The sequence below is a fragment of the Oceanipulchritudo coccoides genome, from assembly GCF_010500615.1.
GTDB lineage: Bacteria > Verrucomicrobiota > Verrucomicrobiia > Opitutales > Oceanipulchritudinaceae > Oceanipulchritudo > Oceanipulchritudo coccoides.
Genome location: NZ_JAAGNX010000002.1, coordinates 166,322 through 182,225, shown reverse-complemented (window position 1 = coordinate 182,225; position 15,904 = coordinate 166,322). Strand labels below are relative to the sequence as shown.

Here is a 15,904-nt window from a genome sequence, read left to right as displayed (position 1 = left end):
ATCCTGTATTTAAGGGATATTTACGGAGGGGATTTCCTGATAGAATCGCTGCCCTTACCAAACCCCAAACGACTACCCCCATTATCAGGGACTGCAAAACATGAAACACAACAGATTCCTCACTCTTATCCTTCTCGTTTCCCCGCTCCTGATGAGCGTTCCCATCCAGGCCCAGCAGGATTCGGATGACACTGATGAAGAAAAGGAAGTGTTTGAGCTCTCCCCCTTTGAGGTCACCACTGATGGTGATATTGGCTACTACGCTTCACAAACCCTCTCCGGGGGCCGTATCAAATCGGACATTTCTGATCTCGGTACATCCGTCCAGGTCGTCACTGAAGAACTGATGCAGGATCTTGGGGCAACCGGAGCGGACGATGTTCTCCTTTACACGGCGAATACGGATGTCGGCGGGCCCAGCGGCAATATTTCGACCCCTTCCTCCGATACCAGCGGGACACCGGATGATTCCGCCCTGCGGACCAATCCCGCCGGCAATAACCGTATCCGGGCCATCGGGTCGGCCGATTTGACCCGGAACTTTTTCCGCACTGATATCCCTTTCGATCGATACAACTCCGGAAGACTCGATATCCTCCGCGGGGCAAACTCCTTCCTGTTCGGTCTTGGATCGCCCTCGGGCATCCTCAATTACTCACTCGACCGGGCAGAGTTCCGTAACTCCGGCTCAATGAGCTTTTGGTTCACCAATGAGGATTTGGAAGAAAACCTGAGTAAACGTTTCGATATCAATATTAATCGCGAGTTGGTCGATGATACCCTGGCGGTACGCGTGGCCGTTGTCAAAGATGAGCAGGAATACATCCAGGAGCTCGCCCACCGGGATACGAGGCGGTTTTATGGAGCCCTTACCTACAAGCCGTTTAGTGAGCGTAACATCTTCTTCCGGGTGAATGGGGAAACGGGCGATCTTCGCTCGACGCCTCCTTCCGCTCTCGGCCCTCTCGAAACCTTGACTCCATGGCTCAACGATACCGCTGAAGCAGGCTCCGGAGGCCCGGCGAATCGCTTTGTCGCTGATTCCTTCACCAATATCGTTGAAAATAATCTCCCGTATCAAGGGATGGAGGAGTTCAACAGCGGAGGGAATATTGTCGCCGCGAGAAAGTGGGCTCTCGTGTATGATGGCACCGAGGATGCCAACGGCCTGCCGACCCGATCTATCCAGAATGGAGTAGATAACACCATGTGGGTGCCTGGAGATACCCTTTTTGATCCAGATAATAATTTTCCTGCAAGCACCGACGGGGGTCTCTACTTTTTCGCCTATCCAAACCTTCATGAGATTGGCGGAGATTTCAATGGATACCGCCCACAGGGATTGACGGATTATTCCATTTTCGACTTCCAGAAGCAGTTGATCACCGGCGGCTTTGACCGGGTGAATTACGATTACGACACGTACAATTTCACCCTCGAGGCGACGACGAAGGATCTCAACTTCGGTATCGAACTCGCTTACAATTATGAAAGTGTTGACAATGTGAATACACTTCCGATCCGCAATCCCACCCTCTACATGGACCTGAACAGGACCCATGTGACCGGCCCCAACAGCCTCTTTGGTGACAGTAATCCGAATTTCGGACGAATCTTTATTACCGGTAGCAACGCAGCCCGCAACTCAACCTACACCGAGCGGGAAACATGGAGAACCACGGCTTTCGGCAAATTTGATTTTAGTGAGAAATTTGACCGTGGTAGTTTGCTTGCCTGGCTGGGCCGGCACACCGCAACACTTCTTCTCGATACGGACACACAGAACCAGCGCATAACCCAAGAGCGGATGTTTGCCTTTGGCAACGATGCTGCCTGGCATCTCCAGCAAGACAACTCGACCCAGTTCCAGCGCCAGGTCAATTACACCATCTATGTCAGTGATGCTTATCCGGATGCGTTTACCAATCCCAATTTCAAGGCAACGGATTTTCAGATCAGCCCGCGTTCAGACATCAACCTGAACCTTCCGGAAAATTTCTCGGTGCCTCTGTCTTATTATGATCTCGGTCCGGTCGGCTGGAAAGATCCCTTCACCCTGGTGCCCGGAACGGACACTTCGATCGGCTCATCGCAGGTTGCTGAGTTCAACCCTGCATTCGGGAAGGCAGACGGATCCCTTTCAGAAGAAAAGGTCGAATCGGTCGCTTTGAACACACAGAGCTACTTCCTCCGCGAGCACCTGGTGGTAAACCTTGGCTGGCGCAGGGACAAGTGGGAATCCAAACGGGCTAATGCTCCAGTGAGCGATGATCCATTGCTTGAGGGCCAGCGGGACTTCTCGCGTGAGGTATTCAATCTCGATGATATTGAAGCAAACAAGGTTTCCGACGATAACTTCTCCTACAACCTTGTCCTCAAGGTTCCCACTTCATGGCTGCCGCACGGCTATGGCTTTCAGATCCATTATGGGGAGGGCTCCAATTTCATTCCGTCAACCCAGTCATTCGGCATAGACGGTACGCCGATCCCCAGCAGCTCCGGTACCAACAAAGACTATGGGTTCACCGTGTTTGCGATGGATAACAAGTTGATTGCCCGGTTCAACTGGTACGAGACCAATATTGAAAACGAAGCCTACGACGGAGTTTCATTCCCATACGCATGGACCTCGACCGCACACCTTACCCGCCAGTTCAATAACATGCGGCGCGAACTCTGGCTGTGGGACAAGGACAATGATGGCCAGCTTGACCGCGATGATGCCAACGGAAACGGAATCAGGGACGGCCTTGAAGCCACCGGAAACAATTACTTGTCCCTGTCCGAATTGCGCCAGGTATACGAAGTCTATGCCAGCCTGATGTCCCCGTATCTTATTGAAACCAATGATGTCCAGTTCAACGAAGCAACCGGTGCCGTTTCGCAGGGCAACGGGGCTTATTTCACCTTGGCGGATACCGCCGATGTCGAGGCAAAGGGGATGGAGGTTGAGATCGTCTATAACCCGTCACGGCAGTTCCGGGTCGGCATGACCCTCGTCCGGCAGGAGGCCACCCGTTCCAATCTGGCACCCCGCTTCAGCGAATTATTCAATGCGCTTGTTGATATTCACGAAGCGGTCCCCGCCATCAAGGGGTCAAGCCTTGGGGCCAACAAATTAAGTGTTCCACTGGTGGAAAATGTCGGAGCCACCAACAAATTGTGGGGTCAGCTGACAAACAGCCAGTATGCGGGCCAGGCCTATTATCTGAATACTGCCCTGGCTGGCGCTGACAATCCGGAGGTCCGTAAGTGGCGGGCAAGCCTCTACGGTAATTACAGTTTCACGGAAGGCCGGTTGAAGGGTGCCAACATTGGCGCGGCCTATCGCTATGTTGACGATGCGGCAATCGGATACGGGCTCAAGACGGTTGGTGATGATCTCACGATTCCGGACGTGGATACGGTCTACTATGACAACGACCGGCATTCCTTCGACATATGGGCTGGGTATTCTTTCCGTATCGCCAGAGGCGTGAACTGGCGGATCCAACTAAACATCCGTAATCTGTTTGCCGACAGCGACCCATTGCCAATCCAGACCCAACCGGACGGCTCCGTTGCCCGTGTGCGGTATGCACCACCGAGAACCTTCCTCCTGCAGAATACCATTACCTTTTAAATCCACCTTGATTTCTAAATATCACTCCGGACGGACTAATCCCCGTCCGGAGTTTTTCATCAAATGAGCAACTTGCTGAATATATTTGCCCGAACCCAGCACCTGAATGCATTGGCCTGTCCAAAACGAGGAAGGAAGTTCTTAAGCCTGATCCTGTTTTCGTGCCTTGCTTCTGTTTTAGTGGGTCTCGAAACCCCAAAGCCGGGCTACCTTTACTGGTCCAACGGCCCACCCAATCTCGATCCGGATTCCGGGAGTGGTGGAGATTTCGTCACCGAAGATACTGACCAGAGGTACCTTGCGGTATCGACTGATTACTACTTTCTTGAGTTTGATGTCCGTGAAGGCCGGATCAGCAAGTTTAATTCGAGCAAAACCATTCCTTCAGGGGAATCGGGATTCGGACAATTAACATGGAGTACTGAAAACAGGACCATGAGCGTCTCGGGAAATCAGGCACAGAAATACTCCCCCGACTTTTTTCCGGTCCGGATTGTCGAATCGGGCCCCTGGTTCCAGCATTTTACTATCCATGACATCGTCTTGAGAGGCGAGAATACGCGCGCCCCGAAGGGCCAATTCTGGATGGAAATCATGGCATGGCCGGATCGGGTCCTTGTAGCCTTGAGAACACAGGACAAGCGATTTGCGAAAAACGTCATGGCATTCACTCCTGACGGGCCTCAATTCGCCGGCATCTTGAATTTTCATAAGGGGGAAGCGGGTAGTGTACAGGTGTTGAACGACGAAAAGGTGATCACCTTTGCTCTGCTCGAATGGAAGGCCGGAACATCCTGTCAGAACACGGCCTCAATCGAATCCAAGGATCCCAAAATTGACATTCGGATTTGCGAACTGGAAGGAATTCCGAAATTACAGTTGGCCAAGCTCGATCATGAAAAAGGGAAGAGGACGGCATTGGGAACGCCGGAGCATTTTGGTATTGGGGAAGAATACGAGATGACATTTTCCAACAAATCCGATCAGCCGTCCCGGTTGGATTTCATGGTGGAGCTTCCCGACAACCGGAGCCTGACCGGCCACAGCCTGATGCTCATTGACTCCAACGGCAATCAGACGGGCATCCCCATTCAGATCAGCAAGAATTGGCATATCAAAAAACTGGATAAGTTCCTCCCGTACATGGGTACTTGGTCGCACGGGCGCATTAGCTTGATTCTGCCTCCAAAATTCAAGGAGGAGATGACCCTTCAGCTGATCCAGAGCGATTTTGGCCCATACAATGCCGCGAGCATTGCCCAGCTTTCGTTGGTCGGGTGGGGCGGTAATGGTTTCTGGATACAGGCGGCCCTCGGATCATGGGGCGAGACGGTCTGCCTGCAGCCTGGGCGTGTGCTCCGCAGAACCTATCTCACTGACTGGCGGCCGTTCAACAGCCAGGCAATTGGTGGGGGAACCTATGATTGGAGCGCCAATGCCGGGGGAGCCGACATCTTTGTTTATTTTGATAAAGCGGGCAACTACGTGCCTTTCATTGATAACAAACACCTGATTGCAAGTAATGGTCCCTGCCTTGCACAGATGAATTTCCACGAAACCAGCAAAGACGGGAAAGTGGAAGTCAGGGGGACATGGAGCTTGCCGATGTCCAACGATGTCGCCCGGGTCTACCTGAAAGTCCGGTGTGACTTTCTTGAGGAAACGGAATTCAGCCGCTTTTCCATCCTTCAAGTCGGAGCGGATCGCTATAATCCGGAATCTTCCCCACGGGCTGCTTTTGGAAACAGTGAAGGTGTCCTTGTCGAGCAAGCCTTTGAGCCGGGCTTGAGCCCCAAGGCATACCTCTCCGAGCCGGTCGTCCTCGCCGGGGATTTACCATGGCTCAGCATGTTTGGAGAAGCGTTGGACCTGGATGCACGGATTGGCCAGGCCCAGCGGATAGTGGTTGTTCGGGAATGGAAAGCTGTCCTCGGCGGCGAGCCAGCTGGCAGCCCCAGTGCGGCATTCTACAACAGCCGACTGCATGATAACGACTCATTCCACGCGGAGCTGGTCCCGGGGAAGGATCTGACACGCTTCGAGGCGGGTGACTCCATCGAGATGACTCTGGAATTTGTCCTGATGCCTCTGTCGCTTGATGCTTATGCCGGAAAGAACCCATCTGTTTTGGATTTACTCAAGACGGTCGCAAATCAGCCGCAGATGGCCCAGTCCGTAGCCATAGGCAACCATCCTGAACTTGTTGTTGGTGAACAAGAGCTCCTCGCTGGAGCATTCCCGGCTATTCCTTTTTCGCATACGGACAATTCCCTCACACTTTCAGGTACGTCGGCCCTTGTGCCACTCACTATCACCGGAATTCCTTCTCCGGGCAGGTTTTTCCTGTCGGGCAAAGCAATGGATACATTCGAACCAGCCCAGGAATGGCGAAAAGACCCCGAAACCGGCTGGAATTGTGTTCTCATGCTCGATACGGTGTGCCTTTCTCACCCCTTTCAGATCGACTTTAAACCGCCTCTAGAGTAAGACTATCCTGTGAATGCGGGATGTTGAAAAATCTCCTACATGGTATGCTTGTTTATTGCGCCTTTAACCCTAGAACCACATTATGAAAAGATATATTCCTACCCTTAAAAACTATTCCCTTCTTCTCTTTGGCCTGACCTTTAGTGCGGTCATGGCACAAGCTGCCACGATGGTCATTTCCGAAGACGGAGGCACCATTGATTATGCGGATACAAACGCCTGGAGCACCTTCACACCAGGGGACGGTAAATTGCCTGCTGGCAGAATCCCCACGGCTGGAGACATTACGACCATTAATGCAAACGGCACGGTCAATCTGGCTTCGGATGTAAGTTCTGATGTTCCAGATCTCATTAACCTGGCCAATCAGTTTCCGGGTGAAGCAACTGCCGGCACGCTCAATATCAATTCGGGAGGTAACCTGGTTCTTGGACGCCTTACCATTTCAGGTAACGGGTCAGCGGGGGTTCTCAATATCCAGGGTGGATCCGTTTCGGCAAACGGGACCAATGCACCGATTACATTTGGGTCGGACGCCGGCATCCTCAACATTACCTCCGGATCTTTTAATGACCTGTTCACCGGGTCCCGCACTGTCTTTACCGGTACGGGTGGGAATTGCCTTGGGGTCATCAATTTGAGCGGCGGTTCGCTGAATTCAACGGGTTCGGTTGATAACGAAATCCTTCGTTTACGGGCTGCCCAGATCAATATCAGCGGCGGTACCCTCAATATGACCGGCGGACAGGTCGTCCCTGGCAACTCTGGCGCACCCGGCAATCCTGTCACGACTTTCACGGTCACTGGGAACGATGCCACCATTCTCACAGACCGTTTGAATGTATCGGTGAGTCCAACGACTTTTGTTTTCAATTTTGACGCTGATGGAATCAGCCCGTTCGTCTCCTCAGCTTTCATGAACCTGGGAACGGCGACCGTTGTCGTGGATGGAACCAACTACACGGGTGGATCCGGCAGTTTTCCAATATTCACTGCCACCAATATCGCCACGCTTCCCGCAGGTGACATTTCACTTGTTGGTTGGGACGGATATGATGTCAGCATCGAGAGCGAGATTGTGGGAGAAGCCACCGTCAGTATCAATGTGGTCGTTGTTGGAGAGGGCCAGGACCCGACTTGGGCCGGATTTTTGATCGGCACGGATGGCTGGGTGGACACTGGCTCCCTGCTGGGTTGGATCAATGTATCCACAGATGACTTTGTCTACGCGAACTCCCTTGGGAAGTATCTTTATCTGCCTGAGTCCCAGGTTGGCGACTCCGGTGCATGGACCTACGTCTATGATTAATCCTATTTTTCTGGAATTGGGTTTCGAGTAAATTGAAACAGGGTTATAGGAGAGGGCTCATTCCTTAGGGAATGGGCCTTTCTGTCGCTTGACCTGCGTGCCTCGCCCTTGTATGAATCCTCTTCTCACGAGCTCTCATCGTCAGGTTGCATGCGTATCTTCCAATATTTTCTCCTATTCCTAATTCCGGGCTTTCCAGTCTATGGGTATGAATCCCGGACGAATTTAAAAGCCCTTGGTGAAACGATCGATGACATGTCCCTGGGTGAACTGGAGGAGCGCCGTGAAACAATTGAACGTGAAATAGGTCAATTGGCCCGGTTTGCCATGAATAGCGGAGTCGGGAGAATCGGATACCGATCCAATACCCATCCTTCTGAAGACAGTGAGGAATGGATTGAAATTGATTTTGGAAAGACTGTCTCACTTGATTCGATAGCACTTGTCCCTGCTCTCTGGAGAGATGCACAAAAGGGATTTATAGCGGATTCCTTTCCCGAGGCTTTTTGCATCACGGCCGGCATCCGGGGCGAGAGTGAGGAGACAGTCGTTTTTCAGATCGATAGCTCGAAAGGGATTATTCCACGGGTTGCCCCCTTCCTCATCAATGGAAAGGCCATCAAGGCCTCATGGATCCGGTTGACCGCCAACCGGCTTTCCCCGCGGAATTTCGATGGCGAGTATGTGCTTCAGTTGTCTGAAATCCTGGTTTTTGACGGTTATGAGAACGTTGCCCTCGGGGCAACCGTTGAGGTCTCTTCATCAATAAGCTATGGTTCAGGAGCCTGGGGAGAAGAGTATCTTGTTGATGGGTTTGTCCCATACTTGATGGATTCATCGGAAGGTTCTGGAACGGTGGCCTACGTGGTCCTTGCTGAGACGGGTGATACACCAAGTTTCTCAATCGACCTGGAAACCCCTTCCGTCCTGGAAGATCTGGTCCTCCATGTTGTCGAGCAAACAGATACCGTTCCACAGGCCTTTCCCGGTGACTACGGAATTCCTTACAAATTCCTGCTGGAGGGATCGCTCAAGAGCGATTTCTCGGATCCGGTAGTTCTGTTGGAGTTTGAGCGGGACTCAATATTCGACGTGGGACCCATCATGAGTTTCAGCCTGACCTCTGTTGCTATGAGGTATGTGAGGCTCAGGGCAACGGAGCCATATGTCTTTTCCTATGTAGGGGTAAACGGCGAGGCCATTCCAGGCGGACGCCTTGGTTTTGCTGAAATTGAACTTTATTCAAAAGGCGGGCACAACATGGCCCTTGGAAAACTGATGAAATCGGAGTTCCGCGGGGAATCGCCACCGCGACATATCGAGGCGTTAACCGATGGAAAGAATTTGTACGGGAGCATCCTGACCTTCAGGGACTGGATCAATCAATTGGCAGTGCGGCATGATCTCGAAAAAAAATTGCCATTAGTCAGTGCCGAATTGGGAATCCGCTATGCCAAACAGAAGCAATTGTTATTCTTTATGAGAATATCCCTCGGGTTGCTTGTCCTCTTCGTTATTGTAGGGGTTTTTGTATACAGGCACCAGCAGCAGCGAGTCCTTTTTAAAGCCAGGGAACGAATCACCGCTGACCTGCACGATGTCCTCGGAGGCAACATTTCCGCTATTGTCCTCTTGAGTGAACTGGCCAAAGGGGAGACGGAGAATCCCAAGGAACTTACTCGATTTGTTGGAAAAATCGATAGTCTTGCGGTAAGGACAAGGAATGCCCTCAAGTACATTTCCGATGTGTTGAGCCAGCCAAACCTCTATGAGAATCTCACCGCTGAAATGCGCCGGATTGCAACCGGTTTAACAGACGGGCTTGAGCATGACCTGCAGATATCGGGGGAGGAATTCATTAGTAGGATACATCAAAGGAACAGGGTGGACATATTCCTCTTCTACAAGGAGTGCCTTGTTAATATCATCCGGCATTCCGGCGCAACCAAGGTTTCCACACGACTCGACATCGACAAGCACTATTTGAAGTTGGAGGTTACCGACAACGGAATTGGACTTGACGAGAACGGTGTCCCCGTGGTGCCAACCTCCCTCCGGCGGCGCGCGAGAATTCTTGGTGCCAAGGTCTCTGTGAGCCCGGTCGAAGGTGGTGGATCCCGCATTCATATGATATTCAAATGGAACCGGATTTGGCCATGGGGATCCTTTAATCTTCCATTCTTATTCCGTTCATGATCCAAACAAGGCAACAAATGAAAAGTTCGATAAATGTCATGTTGATTGAGGATAATCTCGAATATCGGGATGTCATATCCATGGCCCTCAACAAGACTTCCGGGATTGTATTGGTAAATCAGTACAGCAATGCTGAGATAGCGATCCGCCGTCTGGAAGAGGGGAATACGGAGTTGCCTGACATTATTCTTCTTGATCTAAGCCTTCCGGGAATGAACGGAATAAATGCAATTCCCCATTTGAAACAGATAGTGCCAGAGACAAAAATCGTCATGCTTACGCAATCGGACAAGGAAGCGGATGTATTAAAGGCAATAGCCATTGGGGCTTCCGGTTATCTTCTCAAGACGGCGGCGCTTACTGATATAATTGGCAGTATCCGGTCGGTTCAACAAGGTGGGGCTACCATCGATCCCGGAGTGGCAAGGTATCTCTTGGAAAACCTAAAGGACCGTCTCCCCGAGATTAATATCGAAATGGATCTTTCAAAGCGCGAGACGGAGATTCTATCTCTTCTGAGCAAGGGATTTGTTAAGAAGGAAATTGCGGACAAACTGTCTATTGGATATACGACGGTAGATACACATGTCCGCCACATCTACGAAAAACTCCATGTGTCCAATGCGCCTGCTGCGGTGAGCAAGGCCTATAAGCTGGGCATTTTTACTGCACGGAATACCCCTGAAAAAGAGGAGTAGTTTCCGGGTGAAAGCTCCTGAGAACGCGGGATTCCCTCATTTTTGATTTCCTGATAGAATTGTATCATGAAAGCCCACTTTTCGTCATTTGGATTGATTGCCTGTGTCCTTGCCCAGGGTTCAACACTGGCAGATGAAATTGCCGGTAATCTGGAGGTCGAGGCTCTATCCGCATTAATCTCAGTCCCTTCCTTCGAGGACGCTGAAGGATTTCCTCGGGAAGAAGGAATGAGGGCAGTGTACTTTGACGCCCTGCCTTGGCACGGGAGGCCCACGAAGGTCTTTGCCTGGATCGGGATACCGGAAAGCGCCGGTGACAAACTGCCCGGAATCGTGCTTGTGCACGGAGGAGGAGGAACCGCTTTCCGTGAGTGGGTCAAGAAGTGGAACAATGAAGGGTTCGCCGCGATCTCCATCGCGGTCGAGGGCCAGACCGATGAACGGGACACAGGTTTGAAGGATCAATCGAATCCGCAGGGCTGGAAAAAACATGACTGGGCCGGACCCTCCCGGGTCGGCATTTACGGGGATTCTGGCAAGCCCTTGAAATCCCAGTGGATGTACCACGCGATTGCTGACACAATCCTCGCCAACTCCCTTCTCCGGTCACTTCCGGAAGTCGATCCCGGCAAAGTCGGTGTCATGGGCATCTCATGGGGTGGTGTCATTACCAGTACCGTGATTGGCATCGACGAGCGATTTGCCTTTGCCATCCCCACCTACGGCTGTGGTCACTTGTTTGATGCGGGGAATGCCTACGGCCGGACACTGGGAAACAACACGTTGTATAAAACGGTCTGGGACCCCATGGTGCGATTACACAAGGCCACAATGCCGACCCTCTGGTTGTCATGGCCCGGAGATCAGCATTTCCCGCTCGACTGCCTTGCTGCCTGTGCCAATGCCACGCTGGGGGAGAGTTCCTTCAGCTTGATCCCGAGAATGAAGCACTCTCATCCGGCAGGATGGAACCCGCCAGACAGCTATGCGTTTGCACGGAGTGTCGTCGATGACGGCAAAAGCTGGTTCCGCGTGGATTCCACAGAGCTCCATGACGGAGTGGCCTCTGTCGAATTGCATTCTTTCAAGCCCCTTGACGAAGCGGTTCTTGTTTCAACGTCTGACAAGGGATTTACCGGTAAGCGCACCTGGACAGAGCGCCCCGCAACACTCGAGGCAATCTCGCCAAACTGCTGGAAGATGACCGCTCCCATTCCCGATGGAACGACGGCTTGGTTTATCAATGCCCGGAGCGGATCCCTGACCGCAAGCTCGGGATTCCATGAAGAGGACAAAACTCCCTAGCCCTGCTCGGAACGGTTTCCCAGTTCCTTCCCGATGACGGCGACTGAGTGAATCAGCAAACCGAAAAATACGGCAAAAAGCACTGCTGACAGGGCCCATCTGCCAAGGATGAAGGAGCCAATACTGAACAGCAGGCAGACGATCAGGATCGTCACCAGAGCCCAATGCCACAGGGTCAGCGGTACACTTACGCCCGCCTTGTGATCCTCCATCTCACGAACCACTGGTCCCCATCCAGGGCGCGGAACACCTGAACGTCTCACGAACTCCTTCAGCTTTTCCATGTCCGTCGGCTTGCCGGTATACGAGACAATGACCCCCACAATCAGACCGAAAACAGCCATGAAGAGCATACGTGCGCCCAGCAGACTGTAGTCGCTGCTGAAGCTTACATCTTCTGGAAGGTTGAGCAGTATGGCCATCGGTTGATCAAAGATTTTGGCGAACAACATCAGGAGGGCGACCACCCAGGTCATGACAAACGCCACCAGCTCGGCCCGTGGTGTCATCCGCCACCAGAACCAGCGCATCAGGCCAATGAGGAGCGACCCTCCACCTACGACATAGAAGATTCCGAGCAGCTGCTGGATGTCTTCCGCGTACAAGCTGATGATCGCACCGGCAATTCCCACTCCTGTGGTCACCAGCCTCGCGACCGTGACGTAATGTTTTGGCTTCTCATCCTTGCGGATGAAGCGGCGATACAAGTCGTTCACGATGTAACTGGAACCCCAGTTGAAAAGCGTACTGATGGTCGAGATAAAGGCGGCCATCATCGCCGCAATCATAATGCCTCTCAACCCGACTGGAAGGATATGGAGGACCATTCTCGGATAGGCGGCATCGTCACCGGCTGCGCCCATGTCAGGGAAAATAATGATGGACGCGAGGGCCACTGCGATCCAAGGCCAGGAAATGACGGCATAATAAACAATGGTGTGCATGAGCATCCCAATGGAAGCATGGCGGGAATCCTTGGAAGCAAGAATTCGTTGGGCATTGTAGCCGCCCGACATCGCGACACCAATCCACAGCAGGCCAAAGAATCCAATGGCGTTCCAGATGGACATATAGCCGGGTGCTGAACCAATTCGCGGGGCGATGTTCAATCCCTTGCCCTGCCACTCGGACATGTTGGACAGTTGCTCAACCATCGAAGAGATGCCACCAACTTCACGAATCGAAAGTATGGCCAGGACAATGACCCCCACTGTCGCAATGATGAATTGAATAAAATCGGTATACACAACCCCATACAACCCGCTGAGTGCGCACAGCAAAAGGGCACACAACAGGATCACGCCGGTGCTCATCATCTGGTACTCCGGAGGCAGGCCCATCGTTTCGCGGACAATGGTGTCCATGGCCTTGACCACCCAACCAATGATAAGCGGGCACAAAACCAACGCCCCCATGGTTGCCGATATCCCGCGAAGGCTCTTTGCCGCCGGACCGGAATACCGCAGTTCCAGCATTTCGATGTCCGTGATGACCCCGAGGCGCCGCCAAAGCCTGCTGAACAGCACAACCGCCAAGGCTCCACCGATCAGCGGCGACCAGTATTGCCAGATGGCATGAATCCCGTTTTGCCGCACCAGTGAAGTCACCCAAAGTGGAGTGTCCGCTGCAAAGCTGGTTGCGATCAGGGAAGCGCCCACAATGTACCATTTCAAGCTCCGTCCCGAGACAAAGTAGGAATCGATACTGTCCCCCGCCCGTTTGCTGAAGTACAAGCCGACGGCGACCATCGAAACGAGAAAAATGCCTACGATGCTCCAGTCTATCCAATGCATGAGATACCTTTTTGTTACTTCGCTTCCTGGTGAAGCTTAGTTGGGGTTGGGGTTTTTGCGCAGAGGATACTTTACCATATTTGGAGACTCGAGTTATCCCGCATTCACAGGATGCTACCTCCTTAAAACCTGCTTTACCCCATTTTCCAGATGAAGAAACCGCGAGGGGCTTTCCGGAAAACCCAGCTCAATTTCCTGATCCTTACCAAGGGACAGTAATTCAGCCTCAATCAAGTCTTCATCGATGTCCCAGCGAATGGAAACCTCAATGCCTCCCCGGGCGAGAAGCCCTTTTATGGATCCTTTCGACCACGCTTTTGGCAGGGCTGGCAGGATTTCCATCCGCCCCGGCAGGGAAAAGAGAAGCATTTCCTGGATAGCCGCTGTCCATCCCATGTTTGCGTCAATCTGGTAGGGGGCCCATTCCATTTCCACGCCAATCCCCATGGAGCGCCAGTCGTTGTGTGTCGTGTAGAGATTATTCATGACACAGGAACGTGCCAGCAGGTTGAGGCATTCAAGGGCCTGGTCACCTTCCTTCAAGCGGGCATAGACATTTGTCATGTGGGCGAGGGACCAACCAGTCTGCTCGCTGATCCCAATCTCAAGCCGCTTCTGGATGGCCGTCTTGAAAGCCTCGAAAAGGCGGAGATCCGACCTTGAGTTGACTTCAAGTCCGGGGAAGAGCGGGTAGATGTGGCTTTGGTGCCGATGGTGATAATTATCCGGAAAGTAAGGGTGCATCCACTCCATGACCGCTCCATCGTCATTAACCTGGTAAGGGGGGATTTTCTGAATCATTTCCTCCCACTTTTTCAATTCATCTTGATCGCTGCCAATGAGCTTACCCCCTTCAACAAGGTGGGTCAGCACTTCCTTAGCCAAGGCAAAGTCCATTGTCGCGTTGATGGTCGTTTCCATGCGACTTCCCATGCCGCTACCTTCGTAGAAATTACCCGGAGTATTTTCCGGTGAGTTTGACGGGGAACTTTTAAAGAAACCCTCCTCGTCGAGGGTAAAGAAGTCATCATAGAACGAGGCGGTTTCCCTGAGAAAGGGCATTGCCCGCTCCCTTAGAAAGTCCAGGTCACCGGTATAGCGGAAGTAATCAAAGTAGAGCTGCCCGACCCATGCGGCAGCTCCTGTCCAGTGGATTGTATGTGGCTGGATGTCCTTGAGCAGGCCGGAGGGCGGAGTCGTGACACAGGGCACATAGATTCCCCGGCAACCGAACAGTTTGCGGGCGTTTTCACGAAAGTCTCCCAGCTTCTTGTCAAAGTAGTCGAACACCGGCAAGGCCGTCTCGGTGAGATTACCCGACAGGGCCTGCCAATAGATCATCTGCAGGTTCTCGTTGGCCATGTGAAAGGCCCAGAAGCCATGGTATTCACCACACCATTTCCCCATCAGCGGGCAAGGCAGGCTGCCCGGGCGCGAGCTGGAGATAAGTAAATAGCGTCCGAAGGCCCACATTTTCTCGACCAGAGCGGTGGAAGCTGTCCCCTGATATGCGTCCAGAAGCAGTTCCTCGTTTGATAACTGGTGATCAGCTTCAGATCCTCCAAGGTCAAGGGTGAGCCGGTCGAAAAGTGTCCTGTGTTCCTCCGTGTGGCGAGCGAGTAGGGTTTCATAATCCACATCCTGCTCGTGTAATTCCTGTTTGAGGGAGGCCCATGCCGCTTCCCGCTCACCGCGGACAAAGAGCTTTACCAATACAAGGGCGCTTCTGGAACTGTTCACATGGAGCCGGCCTTCAACTGCTTTGAATCCTGCTGGCGAATTCTCCTGTGATGTTGGAATCACCCGTGCCACCGCTCCAAAGTCGGTCCCGTCATCATTGCGCCCGGCGTAACGAATCCAGCCCGCGGCATCTGCCTCTGTCGTAATGTTCAGCGGTACATGCCTGAAGGTATCGTTGGGAGAGGAAATGTCCCTGAAGGTATGGCGTTCCAAGGTGATCTGGAAATCCATCACAGATGCGCTTGAGCAAATCTCCATGACCACCATGTTATCCGTTCTGGATACAAATAATCTGCGGCTGTAGTCGGTACCTGCATCCTTCCATGAAACAGAGACCTCACCTGTCTCCATATTCAGGTCGCGACGGTAATTCTGGAATCCGCTGTTGACGGGAGTCCGTACCTTCAAGTCTGCCAGTGGAAGCGGTGTCCCGATTTGCGGGGCATAGCCACTTTCTTTCAAGGCATCTGCCATGACCCGGTCCGCTTCGAAAAAGGCTTTTTCATCCAGCAAGTTTCTTACTTTATCCAACCTGTCGCTTATATCGGGTAGTTGTTCCGTCACGACTCCGTGCCACAACTTCTCGTGCGTCAGGAGAATGGTCTCGTCCTGAACGGCTCCATAGACAGCAGCGGCAATTGTCCCGTTTCCGCTGGGCAGGGCTTCCCGCCATTGACCCTTCCACCAGCTGGCCGGGTATTTCAAAAGTAAGGTGTTCATCAAGAAGATATCCTTGAAGGATTAATCAGATTCC

General features: G+C 52.5%; 8 protein-coding genes. 6 read left to right on the top strand and 2 right to left on the bottom strand.

All coding sequences use genetic code 11. The features are described 5' to 3' along the window. Positions 1 to 100 precede the first annotated feature (100 nt). The 6 genes from G0Q06_RS06410 to G0Q06_RS06385 all read left to right on the top strand — a co-directional run bounded on the left by G0Q06_RS06410 (position 101) and on the right by G0Q06_RS06385 (position 11,617). Complete coding sequence (locus G0Q06_RS06410; RefSeq protein WP_163963648.1) at positions 101 to 3,622, top strand: hypothetical protein; 3,522 nt, start codon at positions 101 to 103, stop codon at positions 3,620 to 3,622. Between the two features lie 63 nt (positions 3,623 to 3,685). After that, positions 3,686 to 6,109, top strand: a complete 2,424-nt coding sequence (locus G0Q06_RS06405) for a hypothetical protein (protein ID WP_163963646.1) — start codon at positions 3,686 to 3,688, stop codon at positions 6,107 to 6,109. Positions 6,110 to 6,191: 82 nt separating this feature from the next. Next, positions 6,192 to 7,418: an autotransporter outer membrane beta-barrel domain-containing protein gene (locus G0Q06_RS06400; RefSeq protein WP_163963644.1), complete on the top strand. Its 1,227-nt coding sequence runs from the start codon at positions 6,192 to 6,194 to the stop codon at positions 7,416 to 7,418. A gap of 150 nt (positions 7,419 to 7,568) precedes the next feature. Then, positions 7,569 to 9,614 carry a histidine kinase gene (locus G0Q06_RS06395; RefSeq protein ID WP_163963642.1) on the top strand — a complete coding sequence of 682 codons (2,046 nt, stop codon included), beginning with the start codon at positions 7,569 to 7,571 and terminating at the stop codon, positions 9,612 to 9,614. Between the two features lie 17 nt (positions 9,615 to 9,631). Then, the gene (locus G0Q06_RS06390; protein WP_163963640.1) at positions 9,632 to 10,312 is read left to right on the top strand and encodes a response regulator; all 681 of its coding nucleotides are present in this window, start codon (positions 9,632 to 9,634) and stop codon (positions 10,310 to 10,312) included. A gap of 66 nt (positions 10,313 to 10,378) precedes the next feature. Then, the gene (locus G0Q06_RS06385) at positions 10,379 to 11,617 is read left to right on the top strand and encodes an acetylxylan esterase (RefSeq protein ID WP_163963638.1); all 1,239 of its coding nucleotides are present in this window, start codon (positions 10,379 to 10,381) and stop codon (positions 11,615 to 11,617) included. On the opposite strand, the gene G0Q06_RS06380 is transcribed toward G0Q06_RS06385, so the two are convergent. Both G0Q06_RS06380 and G0Q06_RS06375 read right to left on the bottom strand, forming a co-directional pair. Next, complete coding sequence (locus G0Q06_RS06380) at positions 11,614 to 13,410, bottom strand: sodium:solute symporter family protein (RefSeq protein ID WP_163963636.1); 1,797 nt, start codon at positions 13,408 to 13,410, stop codon at positions 11,614 to 11,616. The two genes, G0Q06_RS06385 and G0Q06_RS06380, sit on opposite strands and share 4 nt — an antisense overlap. Positions 13,411 to 13,524: 114 nt before the next feature. After that, positions 13,525 to 15,870, bottom strand: a complete 2,346-nt coding sequence (locus G0Q06_RS06375; protein WP_238710375.1) for a glycosyl hydrolase family 95 catalytic domain-containing protein — start codon at positions 15,868 to 15,870, stop codon at positions 13,525 to 13,527. Between the last annotated feature and the right edge of the window lie 34 nt (positions 15,871 to 15,904).